The sequence below is a fragment of the Thermodesulfobacterium sp. genome, from assembly GCF_030445475.1.
Taxonomy (GTDB): domain Bacteria; phylum Desulfobacterota; class Thermodesulfobacteria; order Thermodesulfobacteriales; family Thermodesulfobacteriaceae; genus Thermodesulfobacterium; species Thermodesulfobacterium commune.
In genome coordinates, this window is sequence record NZ_JASUTP010000018.1 from 14,441 (window position 1) to 31,759 (window position 17,319).

The 17,319-nt window shown below is 37.5% G+C and carries 19 protein-coding genes and 1 tRNA gene; 1 reads left to right on the plus strand and 19 read right to left on the minus strand.

Features of this window, described 5'->3' with window-relative positions:
• Positions 1-3 precede the first annotated feature (3 nt).
• From PWP26_RS06035 to PWP26_RS06125, 19 genes are all read right to left on the minus strand, one after another.
• Positions 4-732 carry a cell division protein FtsQ/DivIB gene (locus PWP26_RS06035; protein WP_273010564.1) on the minus strand — a complete coding sequence of 243 codons (729 nt, stop codon included), beginning with the start codon at positions 730-732 and terminating at the stop codon, positions 4-6.
• Positions 716-1,636, minus strand: coding sequence for a UDP-N-acetylmuramate dehydrogenase (gene murB, locus PWP26_RS06040; protein ID WP_273010563.1), 921 nt, complete (start codon positions 1,634-1,636; stop codon positions 716-718). Before murB ends, PWP26_RS06035 begins: the two co-directional genes overlap by 17 nt.
• Positions 1,620-3,023 (minus strand): UDP-N-acetylmuramate--L-alanine ligase, encoded by a 1,404-nt coding sequence (gene murC / locus PWP26_RS06045; protein WP_038060619.1) that lies wholly within the window; start codon positions 3,021-3,023, stop codon positions 1,620-1,622. The genes murB and murC overlap by 17 nt, the downstream gene beginning before the upstream one ends.
• A complete protein-coding gene (gene murG, locus PWP26_RS06050) occupies positions 3,016-4,086 on the minus strand; it encodes an undecaprenyldiphospho-muramoylpentapeptide beta-N-acetylglucosaminyltransferase (RefSeq protein ID WP_158506222.1) in 1,071 nt (356 codons plus the stop codon). The genes murC and murG overlap by 8 nt, the downstream gene beginning before the upstream one ends.
• Positions 4,087-4,091: 5 nt before the next feature.
• Positions 4,092-5,486: a UDP-N-acetylmuramoyl-L-alanine--D-glutamate ligase gene (murD, locus tag PWP26_RS06055; protein ID WP_038060621.1), complete on the minus strand. Its 1,395-nt coding sequence runs from the start codon at positions 5,484-5,486 to the stop codon at positions 4,092-4,094.
• Between the two features lie 10 nt (positions 5,487-5,496).
• Positions 5,497-6,576 carry a phospho-N-acetylmuramoyl-pentapeptide-transferase gene (gene mraY, locus PWP26_RS06060; protein WP_301399243.1) on the minus strand — a complete coding sequence of 360 codons (1,080 nt, stop codon included), beginning with the start codon at positions 6,574-6,576 and terminating at the stop codon, positions 5,497-5,499.
• On the minus strand, positions 6,576-7,979 hold the full coding sequence (gene murF, locus PWP26_RS06065) for a UDP-N-acetylmuramoyl-tripeptide--D-alanyl-D-alanine ligase (RefSeq protein ID WP_038060623.1): 1,404 nt from the start codon (positions 7,977-7,979) through the stop codon (positions 6,576-6,578). Before murF ends, mraY begins: the two co-directional genes overlap by 1 nt.
• 2 nt (positions 7,980-7,981) lie before the next feature.
• Entirely contained in the window at positions 7,982-9,478 is a 1,497-nt protein-coding gene (locus PWP26_RS06070; RefSeq protein WP_287568670.1) for a UDP-N-acetylmuramoyl-L-alanyl-D-glutamate--2,6-diaminopimelate ligase, read from the minus strand.
• Complete coding sequence (locus tag PWP26_RS06075) at positions 9,475-10,434, minus strand: hypothetical protein (protein WP_273019778.1); 960 nt, start codon at positions 10,432-10,434, stop codon at positions 9,475-9,477. The genes PWP26_RS06070 and PWP26_RS06075 overlap by 4 nt, the downstream gene beginning before the upstream one ends.
• Entirely contained in the window at positions 10,431-10,787 is a 357-nt protein-coding gene (locus PWP26_RS06080) for a hypothetical protein (RefSeq protein WP_038060627.1), read from the minus strand. Before PWP26_RS06080 ends, PWP26_RS06075 begins: the two co-directional genes overlap by 4 nt.
• Positions 10,784-11,665: a 16S rRNA (cytosine(1402)-N(4))-methyltransferase RsmH gene (rsmH, locus tag PWP26_RS06085; RefSeq protein WP_367652121.1), complete on the minus strand. Its 882-nt coding sequence runs from the start codon at positions 11,663-11,665 to the stop codon at positions 10,784-10,786. Before rsmH ends, PWP26_RS06080 begins: the two co-directional genes overlap by 4 nt.
• A complete protein-coding gene (gene mraZ, locus PWP26_RS06090) occupies positions 11,649-12,098 on the minus strand; it encodes a division/cell wall cluster transcriptional repressor MraZ (RefSeq protein WP_273010558.1) in 450 nt (149 codons plus the stop codon). Before mraZ ends, rsmH begins: the two co-directional genes overlap by 17 nt.
• Positions 12,099-12,280: 182 nt before the next feature.
• Complete coding sequence (locus PWP26_RS06095) at positions 12,281-13,141, minus strand: ATP-binding protein (protein WP_273010557.1); 861 nt, start codon at positions 13,139-13,141, stop codon at positions 12,281-12,283.
• Positions 13,138-13,980: an ATP-binding protein gene (locus tag PWP26_RS06100; protein ID WP_273019780.1), complete on the minus strand. Its 843-nt coding sequence runs from the start codon at positions 13,978-13,980 to the stop codon at positions 13,138-13,140. Before PWP26_RS06100 ends, PWP26_RS06095 begins: the two co-directional genes overlap by 4 nt.
• Before the next feature lie 24 nt (positions 13,981-14,004).
• Entirely contained in the window at positions 14,005-14,718 is a 714-nt protein-coding gene (locus tag PWP26_RS06105; protein ID WP_038060633.1) for an MBL fold metallo-hydrolase, read from the minus strand.
• Positions 14,715-15,581 carry an Mrp/NBP35 family ATP-binding protein gene (locus PWP26_RS06110; RefSeq protein WP_273019782.1) on the minus strand — a complete coding sequence of 289 codons (867 nt, stop codon included), beginning with the start codon at positions 15,579-15,581 and terminating at the stop codon, positions 14,715-14,717. Before PWP26_RS06110 ends, PWP26_RS06105 begins: the two co-directional genes overlap by 4 nt.
• Before the next feature lie 12 nt (positions 15,582-15,593).
• A complete protein-coding gene (locus tag PWP26_RS06115; protein ID WP_273019784.1) occupies positions 15,594-15,911 on the minus strand; it encodes a NifB/NifX family molybdenum-iron cluster-binding protein in 318 nt (105 codons plus the stop codon).
• A 33-nt stretch (positions 15,912-15,944) separates the two neighbouring features.
• The gene (locus tag PWP26_RS06120; RefSeq protein WP_273010719.1) at positions 15,945-16,277 is read right to left on the minus strand and encodes a DUF5320 domain-containing protein; all 333 of its coding nucleotides are present in this window, start codon (positions 16,275-16,277) and stop codon (positions 15,945-15,947) included.
• A gap of 100 nt (positions 16,278-16,377) precedes the next feature.
• The gene (locus PWP26_RS06125) at positions 16,378-16,731 is read right to left on the minus strand and encodes a NifB/NifX family molybdenum-iron cluster-binding protein (protein WP_022855680.1); all 354 of its coding nucleotides are present in this window, start codon (positions 16,729-16,731) and stop codon (positions 16,378-16,380) included.
• A 254-nt stretch (positions 16,732-16,985) separates the two neighbouring features.
• On the opposite strand from PWP26_RS06125, the gene PWP26_RS06130 reads away from it, so the two are divergent.
• A tRNA-Pro gene (locus PWP26_RS06130) sits at positions 16,986-17,059 on the plus strand.
• Positions 17,060-17,319 lie beyond the last annotated feature (260 nt).

Consider the following 17,319-nt stretch of genomic DNA (forward strand, 5'->3'; position numbering starts at 1 on the left):
TTATCACTCCCTGAATTTGATTAAAGCTTGCCCTAAAGGATAGTCTAACCGAATCAAGTCTACTTTTTCTGTCTGTCCATTTTCGTAAAGATAGGCCATTATCTTGTCGAGGTTCTTATAAAAATAAACCCAATCTTTTTCCGAAACCAAAGGGAAATAAATCTTAATATGATTTTTGGTAACCATAATCATCTTGTTGTCTTCCAATACAATTTTAGCAATGTTTTCATAAACCGGCAAATAGTTCTTGTTGTTTTTTAACCAAGAAAGAAATTCAAAAAATTTATCTTTCGATACCTCGCTTTTTAACTCTAAAACAGGGTAAAAGAAATAATCTTCTGGTAAAATGCCTTCCATAATCACGCCTTTTTTATCTATTAAAAACCCTTTATTATCTTTTACTATGATAGCCAAGGGTTCTCTTTCCTTGATCACCAATTCTAAAGTACCAGGTAAACGCCTAACAATCGTTACCTCTTCTATGTTTTTGTTAGCCAGTATCTGCTTTCTTAAATCTTTTAGTGAGATAGCAAAAAAACGCTCCCCCCCTTTAAGTCCTGTAAGCTTAATTATTTCATCTTTACTTACCCTTTTGGTAGGGCTAACTTTAATCTCTTTTAAAACAAAAAGATCTGTAAAATAAAGTAAATAAACCACCAGCCCTACCAAAACTAAAAAACTTATACCCCCCCAGAAAACAGGTCTTTTTAGCAAACTAAAAAATCTCTTCATCTTTTACTCCCAAAAACTTTACCTCAGGGTCTAACTTTACCCTAAACTTTTCCCACACCTTTTTTTGAGCCAACTTCATCAATTCTAAAACCTCTTTAGCCTTGGCTCTACCCAGATTTACGATAAAATTCGCATGTTTTTTAGATATCTCGGCTTCTCCTACCTTATACCCTTTCAAACCACAGGCCTCTATCAACTGACCGGCATAATAACAAGGAGGGTTCTTAAACACCGACCCAAAGGTCCTTTTAGAAATCGGTTGGGTAAGTCTTCTTTTGTTTAAAACCTCCAGAACTTTTCTTTTTACCACCTCTTTTTCACTCTTTTCAAGCTTAAGGTCTGCTTCTAAAATAACCCCCTCTTTTTTAAACCTTCTATAACTCCAGTCCTCCTCACTAACTTCACAATAGACTAAATCCCCCTTATGGTAAAGTAGGACTTTTTTTACTACCTGAGAAATACTTCTTCCAAAGGCCCCTGCGTTCATCCTAACTGTCCCACCTATGGTTGCAGGAACTCCTGCTAAAAACTCCATACCAGAAAAACCCTTTTTAAGACATAAACTTATAAGCTCATTAACCCCTGTTCCAGCTTTGACCTTCAAAACTACCTCGTCTTTTCCCTCACTTAAAACCTCAATCCCTTTTAATCTTTTTAAACTAATCACCACCCCTTTAAACCCTTCGTCTGCAACCAAAAGATTACTTCCTCCACCCAAAATATAAAAAGGTGTCCCTGTATTTTCCAAAAACTCTAGTAGTTTTACTAAAACCTCCTTTTCTTTGGGAAAAACCAAAAGATCGCAAGGTCCACCTATCTTTATGGTAGTATAGGAAGCCAACGGCTCGTTTTCTAAATAGAAAATTTTGTTTTCTTCTAAAAATTCTCTAATTTCTTGCCTCATCTTTTTCTAAGAGTAATTTGTGGATTTTATAAACGTTCCCTGCTCCCATAGTAATAACAACCTGGTTTTCATCTAATATATCTTCAAGAAGCTCTTTTATGTTATCTAAGTTTTCTACAAAAAAGGTAGGTTTTCCTCCTCTAAGATTTTTTAGGTTTTCAAAAAGGATATAACCTGAAATCCCAGGTATAGGTTTTTCACTTGCAGGATAAATCTCAGTTAAAACCAAAATATCAGGTTCTTTTAAGGCTAACAAAAACTTATCCCATAAAAACTTAGTCCTGGTATAACGGTGGGGTTGAAAAATAAGCACAAGCTTTTTATCTTTATAAACCTTTCTTAAGGCTTCAAGAGAAGCTTTGATTTCGGTAGGATGATGCGCATAGTCATCTATCAGGACTGCTCCTTTCCAAACACCTTTAAACTCAAGCCTTCTTCCTGCTCCTTTAAACTCTTGTAAAATTTCTATCACCTGTTTAATCGGAAGACCAAGCTCTAAAGCTACCCCTATAGCAGCTAACGCATTACACACATTATGTTTACCAGGGATAGAAAGTCTCATCTGTCCTAAAAACTTTTCCTGAAACACAAGCTTTACTAAAGGATAACCTTCGTCCTCTTCTATAACCTCTGCCCTCAACTGATTTCCTGACGAAAAACCATATAGTAAAAAAGGTCCTGCAATCTCTCTAAGTACCTCTTTTACCCCTGGATCGTCTCCACAGATTATAACCCGTCCCTCAGGAGAACATTTTTTTATAAAATTGATAAAAGCCTTTTTGATAGCGTTGAAGTCTGCATAAAAATCCAAATGTTCTACGTCGATGTTGGTGATTACCTCTATGTAAGGGTTATAACATAAAAAGGAACCGTCACTCTCATCAGCTTCAGCCACCAAATAATCTCCCTTACCTAAAACAGAATGGGTTTTGATGTTAGATATGATCCCTCCCACTATGACCGTAGGGCTTTTATCCAGTTTAAGCAACATTTCTGCTATCATAGAGGTAGTCGTAGTTTTACCATGAGAACCTGCTACCACAATACTTTTTGGATAAAGGTTCATCACCTCTGCCAACATCTGGGCCCGAGGAATAACCCAAATTCCCATTTCTTTAGCCTTAGAAAGCTCTGGATTGTCCTGAGAAATCGCCGAGGAATAAACCACTATATCTACCTTTTTAAGGTGGTCTTCATGGTGTTGGTAATAAACTTTTATCCCTTGTTTCTCTAACATTTCGGTATATTTACTTTTGTTAAGGTCGCAACCACTGACCTTATGTCCCAAAGAGTGCAAAACCATAGCTAAGCTGCTCATTCCTACGCCGCCTATCCCTATAAAATGTATCCTTTTAGGCCCATCTTTATGACCAAAAACCTTAAACATTAGCCAACCTCTCAAGCTCCTCGATGATGATCTTTTCTGAAGAAGGGACAAAAAAACTTTTCATAGCTTCAGCCATCTCCTGTAGTTTTTTCCTATCGTTAAGCAAATTCTTCAAAACCTGTAAAACTTTATCTGGGGTCGCCTCTTTTTGGTCTACAACCACCGCCCCTCCTTTTTCAGCCACCCTCAAGGCATTCTTCTTTTGATGGTCTCGGGTAGCATAAGGGAAAGGAATAAAAACAGCTGGCAATCCCACGGCAAAAAGCTCAGCCAAGGTGGTAGCCCCAGCCCTTCCTAAAAACAGGTCTGCCTGAGAATATGCCCAACCCATATCCTCTATAAACGGAAAAACCCTAACCCTTTCTTGCCAATCCTTAGGTATTGTTTTATCGTAAGCATTTTTAACCTTTTCGTATTCCTCCATCCCTGTTTGATGAAAAACGAATAAATCTTTAAACTGGATCAGCAGTTTAGGCATAATTTCTAAGGCTAACTCGTTAATAAACCTCGCCCCTAAACTACCTCCTAAAATCAACAACCCTAAACCTGTATGTTCCTTAGGCCTTTTTGTCAAGATAGACTTTCTGACAGGATTTCCTGAAAAAACTACCTTTCCCTTAGGGAAAGACTTTTCGCTACCTGGGATACTTATAAAAACCCTGTCTACCAGGTAAGAAAGTATTTTATTAGCCAGTCCAGGCTCTACGTTTTGCTCATGAAGGGCAGTAATCTTGTTTTTTATTTTTCCTGCGATCACCACAGGGAAAGAAATATACCCCCCGGTAGCAAAAATAATATCTGGATTAAGATGGTTTATTAACCGGTAAGACTGAAATATCCCTTTTACCATCTTTAACCCAGCCCTAAACTTATCTAACATCGACCTTCCTAAAAATCCTTCTACGTCAAGTTCATAAACTTTAAAAGGCCTATTTTTAAGTATGGTCTTTTCTATCTTTCTTTTGCCAGAAACAAAACAAATCTCTTTACCCAACCTCTGCAATTCTTCTGCAACCGCTATCCCTGGGAAAAGATGTCCTCCTGTTCCTCCGCCTACAATCAACCACCTCAATGGTATACCTCGTCTATTTCATTACCTTTAAGAAAAAGAGGGGCATATTTAAAAACCAAGTCTCTAAAAACCTCTCCTCTTTCTTCATAGTTTTTAAACTGATCAAAACTGGAACAAGCAGGAGACAATAGCACACAATCTCCAGGTTCAGCTAATTTTAAAGCAATGGCTACAGCCTGCGCTAAGTTTTCGACAAGATAGGTTTCCACTACCTGGCCTAACTCTTCAGCTATCACATACCTTGCCTCTCCCATCAACACCAAAGCCTTAACCTTTTGTTTAATATAAGGAATTAGAGGACTATAAGAGGCTCCTTTATGTCTTCCTCCCATGATAAGGATAAATCTACCCTCAAGCCCTTTTAAAGCCTGTAAAGTGGCATCTACGTTTGTGGCCTTAGAATCGTTGATAAAAATCACCCCTCCCAAAGAGGTTACATACTCTATCCTGTGGGGGAACCCCTTAAACTCCGTTATCAGTCTTTCAACACTTGAAGGAGAGGCCCCCATAAGACGTGCTCCTAAACTTGCAACTATATAGTTTAACTTATTATGTAAACCCAATAACTTAAAACCCTTAAAAGAATATACCTCTTCTTTATCCCCTATCCTTAATACAAATTGGTTTTCATCTTTCAAATAAACTTGAGCTGTCTTTTCTTCTTTTTCAGAAAAAAAGCAGACCTTCCCCTTCACCAAGTCCTGAAAATGAGAAAACCAAGGTTCGTTTAAAGGAAGGATGCTATAGTCTTGAGAGGTTTGATTTTCAAAAAGCCTATACTTGTAATAGGCATACTCTTTTTCTGATTCATATCTCTCTAAGTGGTCGGGGGTAATGTTAAGCAAAATTCCTACCTTTGGTTTAAACGTCTCTATGGTTTCCAACTGAAAGCTGGATACCTCAAGTACGATTTTGTCTACCTCGGTTTCACGATAAACCAGTTCTGAAAGGGGGATACCATAATTTCCGCCGGTAAACACCTTATATCCTGAAAGCTTTAAAAGGTCAGAAACCATAGCGGTAGTAGTAGTTTTCCCGTTGGTACCGGTAATAGCTATAACTTGCTCTTTATTTCTTAAAAACTGCCAGGCAAGTTCAAGCTCACCTAACACCGGAATATCTTTTTTCAAACATTCCTGATAGACCTCTCTTGGAACCCCTGGACTTACGACTACTAAATCGGATTTCAAAAAATCTTCTATTTCATGACCTCCAAACTTAAACTCCACCCCTTGGGTTTCAAATTTAGAAATCAAAGAGGGGTCAAATTTTTCTCTGGGGTTGGTCTCAGAAACCAAAACCTTAGCCCCTTTTTTGAGTAAAAGTTTAGTAGCAGCCTGTCCACTTTTTCCAAAACCGATAACTACTACCTTTTTTCCTGAGATTTCCATTATCTTTCACCTACCTAATTTTTAAAGTACTTAAAGCTATAAGCCCAAAAATCAACGAGATAATCCAAAACCTTACCACTACTTTATTCTCTGGCCAACCTAAAAGTTCAAAATGATGATGTAACGGTGCCATCTTAAAAATCCTTTTTCCATGGGTAAGCTTAAAATAAGCCACTTGCAACATCACAGAAAGCGCCTCCATCACAAAAAGAGCTCCAGCTATCACCAACAAAAATTCCTGTTTTACTAAAATAGCGATAGACCCCAACCCTGCCCCTAACCCTAAAGAACCTACGTCTCCCATAAAAATCTCTGCTGGATAGGAATTATACCACAAAAACCCCAATCCCGCTCCTATAAAGATGGCACAAACGATAGCTAATTCACTGGCATAAGGTATGTAAGGTAATAAAAGATAGGTAGCAAACTTTATGTTACCTACAACATAACTTAACACGCTGTAAACTCCAGCCACTACTATAAAAGGTACTATGGCTAAACCATCAAGTCCATCTGTAAGGTTCATTGCGTTAGAACTCCCAAGAATCACCAACATGCTAAACAGAAGATAACCAATTCCTAAATCTATAATCAGGTTTTTGAAAAACGGAAAAACCAACTGCGATGAAAAACCAAGCCCTTTAAACGTAATAAAATAAAACAGACCTACCAAAAAAACCTGTAAAAGGATCTTTTCTCTGGCTCTAAGCCCTAAATTTTTCTTTCTTTTTATTTTTAAATAGTCGTCTAAAAACCCTACCAAACCAAAACCCATAGTAACCAAGAGGACTAACCATACAAAAGGATTAGAAAGGTTACACCAGAGAATACAACACACCAGTATAGCAAAAAGCACCACAGTCCCCCCCATCGTAGGGGTTCCTGTCTTTTTTTTATGATGAGAAGGACCTTCCTCCCTTACTATTTGCCCAAACTGTTTGAGTTTCATAAACCGAATAAAGGGTGGCATCAAAAAATAAACTAAGAAAAACGAGGTTATCGCACCACAGATCATCCTAAACGTAATATACTTAAACACATTAAACAACGAAAAATAATCGGTTAAAGAGTACAAAAATTGATAAAGCATTACTCAAGTTCCTCCAAAAGTCTTTCTACCACCCTCTCAAGCCTCAAACCCCTTGAGCCCTTTACTAAAATAGCTGTGTTTCCAAAGAATAGGTCTTTAATCCTCAAAAATTTAAGAGCTTCTAAAAATTCCTCTGTGGTTGTAAAGACCTCACAGGGCTTTGGAGAAAAGGTAGCTGCATAAAATTTAGCATTTTCCCCTATAAAATAGGCTTGATCAGCTACCTGTTTAGCCAAATCTCCTACCTCTTCATGATATCGCTTGCTCTCAGGCCCTAATTCTAACATGTCTCCTAAGATAACTATCTTTTGAGGATAATCTGAGAAGCTTCGTAACCACTCTAAAGAGGCTTTCATAGATCCAGGGTTGGCGTTATAAGTATCGTCTATTATCAAAAACCTTCCTTTTTTATAACACTTAGCCCTTTGATAAAGGGGCACTTCCTTTTCTATCTTTTCTGCGATAGAATCTAAATCTAAATTAAGGCTTAAACCCACAGCTATCGCTGCAAGTAGATTTAAAACATTATGTTTCCCTATTTGAGGTAAGATTAATGACTTTTTATGGGTTTTAAAAGCTATCTCTACCTTAAGCTTGTCTTTATCTAACTCCAAGTTTTTAGCCCTTAAATCAGCTCCTTCCTCAAAACCAAAGGAAATTTTTTCCTGTTTAAAAACTTTTACCTTTTCTCTTAGAGGTTCTTGGTCATAGAAATAAACCAACTTTCCGTTAAGGTCTGTATTTTTAAAAATAGATAATTTTTCTTCTAAAATCCCTTCTAAAGACCCCAGGCCTTCTAAATGGGCAGGATACACGCAGGTAATCACTGAAACCTGAGGAAAAACTATCTCTGACAAGCGAGCGATCTCACCAGGAGCATTTGTCCCAAGCTCTAAAACACCTACCTCAGTGCCTTCTTTCATAGAAAGGATAGAAAGAGGAACTCCTATCAGGTTATTATAATTGGCTAAGTTTTTGAATGTCTGGAAAAATCGAGATAAGATTTCAAAGGTAAGTTCTTTGGTGGTAGTTTTACCACAGGAACCGGTGATAGCTACTACCACGCAGTTCAGTTTTTTTCTCCAAAATTTTGCAAAATCCCCTAAAGCACTTAGTGTATCCTTTACTAAAATAACAGATATGGTTTTAGGTAAGTCTTCTAACCTAAAACCTGAAGAAAATCGAGAAATAACCAATCCCTTTGCCCCTTTTTCTATGGCCTCTTTCCAAAAATCATGTCCGTCAAAGTTTTTCCCTTTTAAAGCCCAAAAGAGATACCCTGGCTTAATAATCCTGGTGTCAGTCGAAATCCCTCTAAAACTCGAGCCCATGTCTCCGTTTAACAACATCCCAGAGGTAGCTCTTATGATATCTTCGGTAAAAAACACGTTTTCTACGTTCATTTTTATGACCTCTCTTTTATCCTCTTTATAGTTTCCAAAATCTCTTCCTGGTCAGAAAAAGGATACCTTTTTCCCTGAATCTCCTGATAGGTTTCGTGACCCTTTCCTGCGATTAACAATACATCTCCCTCTTCCAAAAATCTTATCGCAAACTCGATGGCTTCTCTTCTGTCTGGGATTACTTTACAGGGTTTTATGCCTTTTAGCCCCTTCTTTATATCGTCGATGATAGCCTCAGGCTCTTCAAAACGAGGGTTGTCTGAAGTAAGGATTACATAATCTGCAATAGTTTCTGCTACCTCTCCCATAAGAGGTCTTTTACCAGCATCTCGGTTACCTCCACAACCAAAAACCACAACAAGCCTGTTTTTCTTTAGAGGTAATAAACTTTTCAAGGCATACTCTAGAGCTGAAGGAGTATGAGCATAGTCTACAAACACCTTAGCCCCGTTAAACTCAGCTACCAGTTCTAACCTTCCTACTGGATTTCTAAGCTCCCTAAGCCTTAAAACTATCTCTTCCGTGGGATAGCCTAAAGCCGTCAAAATTCCTACTGTCGTAGCTAGATTTTTTGCCTGGTATTCTCCAAAAAGTGAGGTTTTAACCCTATATACCTCACCAGTCTCTAAAAATTTTAACTCTACCTCAAGCCCATCTTCCATCCCTAAAATTTCTACCCTTAAATAACCATCGTTTACAATAAAGATCCGGTCTTCAGGTAAAAAGGTTTTTAACTCCTGATAAAGTCTTTTCCCATACTCTGTCTCAAATGATAAAACTACCTTGCCTTCTGGAGTTAAATAATCGGTAAAAAGTAACTTTTTAGCCTGAAAATAGGCTTCCATGGTTTTATGGTAATCCAAGTGATCTCTTGAAAGGTTGGTAAAACCTGCTATTTCAAAGGAAAGTCCTTCTACTCTTTTTTGGTCTAAAGCATGAGAAGAAACCTCCATCACACAGGCTTTAAATCCCTTATCTACCATTTCTTTCATCAACCAACCAAGTTTTATGATAGAAGGTGTAGTCTCAGTAGCAGGAATTCTTCTTTCTATCTCGTAAAAAATAGTTCCTATATACCCGGTTTTTACCCCAAGGCTTTGCAACAAAGTTTTTGTAAAGTAGCATACCGAAGTTTTTCCGTTGGTTCCGGTAACCCCTATAAGGGTTAGTTTCTTTTCAGGGTGGTCAAAAAAATTCAAAGCCATCTGAGAAAGGGCTTTTTTAACATCCCTTACCTGGATTTGATAAACCCCTGAGGGAATTTTTTGGGGCTCTATAGGTGTCTCCCTAACGATAACCTTAGCACCTCTGTTAATAGCCTCAGGTATAAAGTCTTCGCCCTTAAGATTAGTCCCTTTCCTTGCTATAAACACGTAGCCCTCAGACATCTCTTTAGAGTTGTCAGCGATTCCATAAACCTGGATGGTTAACCACTTCTCATCCTCAGGGTAAACCTTTAGTATTTCCACATCCTTAATAATGTCCTTCAGAAATTTCATAACAACCCTGCAAATAAGTCGTCAAACCGTTCTGAACAAAGATTAATCTTTATGTCCTCGGAAGAATTGTTTTTCTCTTTTAAAACTACAATTAACATTTTATTATCCTTAAAATAAACCCTTACCACTGATTTGTCCAATAAAAACATCATCTTGTCTTTGGAAAAATTTTCCAACTCTGGATTGCAAACCTTTTCGTTTTTTTTCACAAAATCGATAGAAATATTCTGACCACAAAGACTAGCCAAAAAGTATTCTCCTAAACCCCAGAGAGTTGTCTTTTGATTTTTATGAAATATCCCAAAAACTGACGAAGGGTAGGCTTCTTCAAACAACGGAGTTTCTTTTTCATCCACGTAAGCTAAAACCTCTCCTGTAGAAAGGTCTATTTCTGCTAAACCTAGTTGATAATTTTTTTCTAACTGTTTTTTAAGATTCAGAAACTTTTTTTCCTTTTTAAGGTCCAAAGATAACACCAGCGGCTCTCCTTTCTGGAGATAAGCATCAAACCTCTTTTCTAAACCTGAAACCCCATAACCATTAAACGTTTCTCCTATCAGAAAATCCATCTCTGGAACCAGTATCTTTCTTCTAAAAGATTTTTCTATAAGAACTCTTGACTCCTTTGAGAGCCTCTCTACTTCATCTAACGTCAAATCCTCAGAAAGAAGGATGATCCCCTTTTTCGGAAGGTTTAAAGTAGAAGGCAGGTAGGTCTTTACCACATCAGGTATAGACTCAGCCATCCAGTTGTTTTTAATAACATAATAGGCCTTATAGTTTTCTAAAGTAATAACTAAGGGTTCGTAGTTTCTATCAAAAATATATCCTCGTTTTACCTCAGGAAGAGAAGATTTGCCGGTAACCTTTTCGACAGAAAAATTGAGCACCAACACCAGAAAAAACAGAAATATGCCCAAAAAACACCATAAACTGTAATGCTGTTTTTTACTCATCTTAGAAAAATATAATCCCCATTTTGAGGTGGTCTTAACCCAAGTTTTTTAGCCTTTTCTAACACTATTTCTCGACTGGTTAAGCTATAAAACTGATTTTTTAATTCTTTATTTTTGTTAAGAAGCTGGTGTTTTTCTACCTTTAGCTTAATCCAAACATAGGTTTTATAGGCTGTAGCTACCGACATTACAAAGAGCAATACCGTGGTTAGGATAAGAGCGGTATTAAAAGCCAGCTGTTTTATCCATTCTTTAAAACAAAACTTGGCCACGTTTTTCTTTTGAGAACTCGAATCCTGGTTAACCCTACGGTCTAAATGAGGCTTATAAACCAAGGTTTTATTGGCTATCATATTTTCTCCCCCACCCTTAGTTTGGCACTACGGGCCCTTGGATTTCTTCTTATCTCTTCTAAAGTAGGAACAACCGGCTTTTTTAACACAGGCCTTATCCTTGGGTCAACCTTAAAAAAATTTTTTACCAGCCTATCCTCTAAAGAATGAAAAGAAATTATCGCTATCCTTCCTCCTGTTTTTAAAACCTCTGGTACCTCCTTTAGCACTTTTTCTAAATTCTTAAGTTCTTCGTTAACTTCTATTCGTAAACTTTGAAATATCACAGCAAGAAGGCTCTTTCTGCTACTTTTATAAAACTCCTTAACAGCCTCTACCAAATCTTTAGTGGTTTTAAAGGATTTTCTTTTTCTTCTTTCGCAGATAAACTGAGCAAATTTAACGGCACTTGGGACCTCACCTGTTAAAAAAACCTGAGAAAGCCTTTTTACATCATAAGTATTTAAGATTTTTTCTGCGGTAAGCTCTTTTTCCAAACTCATCCTCATGTCTAAAGGCTCATCTTTTTGGAAAGAAAAACCCCGTCCGCTATGTTCTAACAAAAAAGAAGAAATGCCAAGGTCTAATAAAATCCCATCTGCCAACACACCTTCTTTCTGTAAAACTTCTTTTATATAAATAAAATTTAAGTTAAAAAGTCTTGCTCTATCTCCATATTTACTTAACCTTTGCTTAGCGAGCTCAAAAGAAGGTTCATTCCATTCAAAACCGTATAAAACACCTGTAGGAGAAGACCTTTCAAGAATAGCCTCACTATGCCCTCCCATCCCCACAGTGCCGTCTACATAGATCTTATCTGGAACCACCTTAAGCCAATCTATAACCTCCTCTAAAAGCACAGGCTCATGGAAAGAAATACTCCTACCTCCCGGTGAGATAGGGGTTTATCATCTGCATAATCTTGTTAAAATTATTTTTCGTTTCTCTAAACCTGCTTTCTAAATGAACTGGATTCCATATCTCGAAGTGATAAAGCATTCCTAACAGCACCACCTCTTTTTCTAACCCAATTTCTTCTCTCAAAGACTGAGGCAACAAAATCCTTCCCTGTTTATCAGGCTGGCATTCCTCAGCAGAACCTAAAAAATACCTTATATATTCCCTTACCTCTGGAACATCCCAAGGAAGCCCCAACAACTTTTCTTCTATCTTTTGCCATTCCTCTACAGGATAGGCTACCAAACACTCAGGATAGTTAGTAACCACTAAATTTTCACTCCCATATTTAACCCTTAGAACCTCTCTAAATTTAGCAGGAAGACTAAACCGACCTTTTTCATCTAAAGAGTGCTTAAACTTACCTCTAAACATTATCTTCCACTTTTTACCACTATATACCACTTACAATATAAAAAAACTAGATAAAAGTCAAGACCGATTTTTTAAATTTAATTGATTATAAAATAAGAATTATTTTTTAATATAAACTTCTGGTTAGGATTTTAGCTCGTACTAAGTTTTGATGCTTACAAATTGACGTTCGTAAAAAATAACTAAGTGATTTCTTCAAGAATTTTAAATATGAGTTGTTCTATCTTTCTGGCTAAACTACCTCTCGAAAATTTTAGATAAGGAATCCCAGCTTTTACTGACTTTAAAATTTCTTCAGAAAAGGGAATTACACCTATTACCTCAACTCCTTCTTTCTCAAGATGGGTGGCCATATGTTGGCTCATCTCAGGATTTAAGTCATACTTATTGATAATCACCTTTAGGTCCACCTTAAAATGTCGAGCAAGATCTATCACCCTTTTTACATCGTGAAGACCAGAAACAGTCGGTTCAGTAATGGCTATAGCAAGGTCAACACCGGTCATAGAGGCCATTACCGGACAACCTACCCCAGGAGGACCATCAAGAATGATAAAATCTGCCTTGGTTGTCTCAGCTATTTCTTTAGATATTTCTCTTAGTTTAGCTACCAATTTCCCTGAGTTTTCTTGAGCAATCCCAAGTTTTGCGTGAACCATTTTTCCATACTCAGTTTGAGAAATAAAGTAGTATCCTGATGATGCTTCATAAAGCACAATGGCTGAGGCTGGACACACATAACTACAAATGGTACAACCCTCACAAGAAATCGTATCCACCTGAAAATCATCATTTATAGCCTCAAATTGACACACCTCCTTACAAGCCCCACATAAGGTGCATTTTTCTTTGTCTATAAGGGCTTTCTTTCCTCCAAAAAACTCAAAAGATTGCTCTATAGAAGGATGTAAAAGCAGATGTAAATTAGCTGCATCAACATCACAATCTACGATAACCTTGTTTAAGATAGCTACTGCCAAACAACCTGTAAAAAAGGTTTTACCTGTTCCACCTTTTCCACTTATCACCAAAATCTGTTTCATTTTATAAATCCCTTTATCGATTCAATAAGATTTAAGAATTTTTCTTTATACTCAGGCATACCAACTACCAAAGGAATGCCCTTTGAATAAAACTCAGCTATTTCTCTTTTAAAAGGTATCTTCATCAAAATAGGAAGGCCAACCTTTTCACAAAAGTTTTCCACAATTTTATCTTCCTGAGATTTATTGATGATTACCCCGCAGGGTATGTTTAAAACTTTGGTCATTTCATAAGCAAGCTCTAAGTCATGAAGTCCAAAAGGAGTTGGCTCTGTAACCAGAATGCAGAAATCAGCACCTTTTATTGAGGCCACCGTAGGGCATGAAGTACCAGGTGGGGCATCGATGATCACAATCTTATCAGGATCAATACACTTTTTAGCTTCTTTGATTACCTTAGGGGCAAGCACCTCCGAAATGTTTAGCTTCCCCTCTATAAACTCTATGCCTTCTTTAACACCTTTGGTTATTTCTCCTATAGGCCTGAATCCAGAATAAATAGCCTTTTCAGGACAGAGTAAAATACAGCCTCTACATCCATGACATAGATGAGGAAAAAAGAAAACCTCCCCACCTTGTTCAAACTTTAACACAGACAAAGCATTATAGACACATATTTTGCTACAATAACCACAATAAGTACATTTTTCTTTATCTATCTCAGGAATCAGGGTATTTACTTGATAGGTTTCTTTGATCTCTGGGGTTAAAAAAAGTCGAACATTTGGTTCTTCTACATCACAATCGATTATCTGAGCGTTACCTATGGTTAAGGCTAAAGAAACCGCTACCGTAGTTTTACCTGTTCCTCCTTTTCCGCTGGCAACTGAGATTATCATTCGTTTATCTTGTATAACCTTTTCTTATTTGCTCTCAAAAGTAATTTTAGTCCCTACCCCTACCTTTAAAAACCTTTCTTTAAAATGTTGTTTAAAAAGCTTTAGAGCAAGGTCTCCGGTGCAATGAGATGGTGCGAGCAATCGGACATCTTTACTTTCTAAACAAGCTATCACGTTCCTAATTTCTTCCGCGTTTTTATCAAGCAGATGAAGACCTCCTAAAATCGCTAAAACCTTAGGGTTGATCTCAGAGATAACTTTTTCGATAATTTTTTCGATCCCAGGATGAGCACACCCTGTAAGGACTATCACCCCATCTTTGGCTTCTAAAACCAAGGAAGTTTCTTTGACCTTTCCTTCAAGCTCACCGGTAAGATAAACTCCTTGGGTAATCCTTAAAACCTCTGAAGAAACTTTAAACAACCTTGCGTAAGGCAATAACTTTTTAACCTCTTCATAAAAAGAGACTCCGGCATAAATCTCAGCCTCAGGCATTAAACTCTGTATCTCTTTTAAACCACCTGTATGGTCTTTGTGGGCATGAGATAGAATGATTTTTGAAACTAAAGAAGGAGTTATCCCTGCTCTTTTTAAATTTTTTATCAACTTTTGTCCATCGGCCCCGGTATCAAAAAGTAAAAATTCATCGTTTCTCTTAACAACGCAGCTATATCCCCAACCTGTTTCAAAACCTGGTTCACCCTTATAGTTATCAAAAACTATGGTAACTTCTATCAAGGGTTAAGGGCCTCCACGATTTTATCTACCACTTTTGCAAAAGCTTTAGCAGGTTCACTGTCAGGATAGTATAATAAAACTGGTTTTCCTTCGTCTCCTCCCTGAACTATCCTTGGGTCAAGAGGAATTTTGCCTAAAAAAGGAATGTTATACTCTTTAGCGATTTTTTCCGCTCCACCTGTCTTAAATATTTCGATTATATCTCCACAACGGGGACAAACAAACCCACTCATGTTTTCTACAACTCCAAGGATAGGGATCGAAGCCTCTAAACAAAACCTTATAGACCTTCTCACATCAGCCAAAGCTACCTCTTGAGGGGTAGCTACTATGACAGCTCCGTCAACTTTATCTAAAAGTTGATGGATAGAAATCACTTCATCTCCTGTACCTGGAGGAGAATCAACCACTAAATAATCAAGAGGTCCCCAACGAACCTCTGTTAAAAACTGCTCTATCACCCGATGTTTCAGGGGACCTCGCCAAATTACCGGAGTATCTTTTTCCTGCAAGAAAAACCCTATAGAGATTACTTCTAAATTTTCAAAAGGCTTCAAAGGGAAAAGCCCGGCATCGGTAACCAAAGGAGGAATACCTTGTAAGCCTAACATATTAGGAATATTAGGCCCGTGAATATCTATATCCAAGAGTCCAGTAAAATATCCTTTTTGAGATAACCCCACCGCAAGATTGGTAGACACCGTACTTTTACCAACCCCTCCTTTTCCAGATAACACCAAAATTTTTCTTTTTATTTTAGAAACTGTATTTTTAAGCCCATCCTGACCCTCTTCATTTAATCTTTTTTTTGAATCACATTGAGGACCACATTGAGTCTCACAGCTACAACCTTTTTCTTCCATCGTACAGGCCTCCTACCTCAGATTTTTAACCTGATTTATTCCATCTATCACTTTACCCTGAACTTCTATAATTTTTATGTTAGCCAAACTAATTATCCTTTCTGCTTTCGGGCCTAACTTACCACCAGTAACTAAAACTTGAACCCCTTTAGAAGCCACAAACTGGGCAGCCTGAACCCCAGCCCCTTGAACAGCCTCTCTCCAGGTATTTTCTACTACCTCTTTCTCACCTGTTTCTGTATCGTAGAAAATAAAATATCTGCAACGTCCAAACCTTGAGTCTATCTCTGCCTCTAAATCCTTTCCTTGAGAGACTATACAAATTTTCATGGCATTAACTCCTGTTTATTTTTATTAATTAATTTATTTACCCTGTTCGATTTCGCTTAAACGCTTCTCTATAGCCTCAAGATTCTTTCTTAAAATCTCTGCCTCCTGCCTTAGTATTTCTGCTTCATTTACCGAAGAGAACCTTGCTCCAAAAGCCCTTCTCCAGAACCATCTCCACCCTCTTCCAAGACCTGCAAACCATCTCCAACAACCCCAACCACCTCTTCTACCTCTACCCCATCTACCGCCTCTTCCTAACCCTCCAGGAATCATAAACCCAGGAGTATTAGCCCCAGAACAATATCCTAAACCTCTTCCTGTTCTTGGTCCTAACCCAAGTGGACCTGTTCTATCTCCCCAAGGCATACCCAACACCTCCTTTTAGTTTTTTAATGAAAATGATTTTCATTATTAAATTTAACCATACTCTTTAAAAAGTCAAGACCCTAAAAGATATTTTTTAATGTTAACATTCATGTTCTCCATGATCACAAAGGCTTTCTCCTCCCTCTAAACTTCCACTGATAAAAGCTTTCATCACTTCTTCAACTTTTCCTGTTACGCCAAGGATGACCTTTATCCCAAAAGACTCAAGCATATTTACTGCATTTGGCCCCATCCCCCCAGCTATAACACAGTCTACCCCTTGATTTCTCAAGAAAGTAGGCACTAACCCTGGTTGATGAGTCCTATAACCTGGGTTTTCTAAAACAGACTGATTAACAATCTGTCCATCCTTAACCTCTAAAATCGTAAACTTTGGACATCTTCCAAAATGTTGAGCCACATATCCATCCTCTGTAGCCACCGCTATTCTCATTTTATAACCCCCCTCTTTTAAATTTTTTTGATATTGAGAATTATAATCATATTTAAAATAAAAACAAGTTCTTAAAAAAGTTAAAAAACTACCATATAGCCTCAAAATCAAACGACTAAGCCTGAACAACAAATTATTTTTCTTAAACCTTATCAGAAGGTATATACAAGATTAAAAAATTCAAAAAAATCTTAATTATTTAGGTGTTGTAAAATTTAACGAATAAGTTATATTGTAATCAAAATAAAAACTATCGGGGCGTAGCGCAGCTTGGGAGCGCACCTGCCTTGGGAGCAGGGGGTCGGAGGTTCAAATCCTCTCGCCCCGATGTTTCTTGATGTTCAAGGGATAGGGTTTTAGTGTTGACATTCTGTGAGAGCATTGAAGATCCCTTATCTTCTGCCTTAAAGTCTCCTTCATTCTTATAGCTGGGCCTAACCTTACTTCCTTAATCCTTAAACTTTCTCTTTACCCCCGCTTCTATTTGGACATAGTGTTTATTTAATTGTGTTTAACCCTATGGGGTAACAAATCGTCCTCCTAAAATCAGAATTTTCTTCTCCTGAATCCAAATAAACTTCTATCCCT

Coding starts and splice junctions, on each gene's coding strand:
- PWP26_RS06035 (WP_273010564.1), bottom strand. CDS start 732: ATGAAGAGATTTTTTAGTTTGCTAAAAAGACCTGTTTTCTGGGGGGGT.
- murB (WP_273010563.1), bottom strand. CDS start 1,636: ATGAGGCAAGAAATTAGAGAATTTTTAGAAGAAAACAAAATTTTCTAT.
- murC (WP_038060619.1), bottom strand. CDS start 3,023: ATGTTTAAGGTTTTTGGTCATAAAGATGGGCCTAAAAGGATACATTTT.
- murD (WP_038060621.1), bottom strand. CDS start 5,486: ATGGAAATCTCAGGAAAAAAGGTAGTAGTTATCGGTTTTGGAAAAAGT.
- mraY (WP_301399243.1), bottom strand. CDS start 6,576: ATGCTTTATCAATTTTTGTACTCTTTAACCGATTATTTTTCGTTGTTT.
- murF (WP_038060623.1), bottom strand. CDS start 7,979: ATGAACGTAGAAAACGTGTTTTTTACCGAAGATATCATAAGAGCTACC.
- PWP26_RS06070 (WP_287568670.1), bottom strand. CDS start 9,478: ATGAAATTTCTGAAGGACATTATTAAGGATGTGGAAATACTAAAGGTT.
- PWP26_RS06075 (WP_273019778.1), bottom strand. CDS start 10,434: ATGAGTAAAAAACAGCATTACAGTTTATGGTGTTTTTTGGGCATATTT.
- PWP26_RS06080 (WP_038060627.1), bottom strand. CDS start 10,787: ATGATAGCCAATAAAACCTTGGTTTATAAGCCTCATTTAGACCGTAGG.
- mraZ (WP_273010558.1), bottom strand. CDS start 12,098: ATGTTTAGAGGTAAGTTTAAGCACTCTTTAGATGAAAAAGGTCGGTTT.
- PWP26_RS06095 (WP_273010557.1), bottom strand. CDS start 13,141: ATGAAACAGATTTTGGTGATAAGTGGAAAAGGTGGAACAGGTAAAACC.
- PWP26_RS06100 (WP_273019780.1), bottom strand. CDS start 13,980: ATGATAATCTCAGTTGCCAGCGGAAAAGGAGGAACAGGTAAAACTACG.
- PWP26_RS06110 (WP_273019782.1), bottom strand. CDS start 15,581: ATGGAAGAAAAAGGTTGTAGCTGTGAGACTCAATGTGGTCCTCAATGT.
- PWP26_RS06115 (WP_273019784.1), bottom strand. CDS start 15,911: ATGAAAATTTGTATAGTCTCTCAAGGAAAGGATTTAGAGGCAGAGATA.
- PWP26_RS06120 (WP_273010719.1), bottom strand. CDS start 16,277: ATGCCTTGGGGAGATAGAACAGGTCCACTTGGGTTAGGACCAAGAACA.
- PWP26_RS06125 (WP_022855680.1), bottom strand. CDS start 16,731: ATGAGAATAGCGGTGGCTACAGAGGATGGATATGTGGCTCAACATTTT.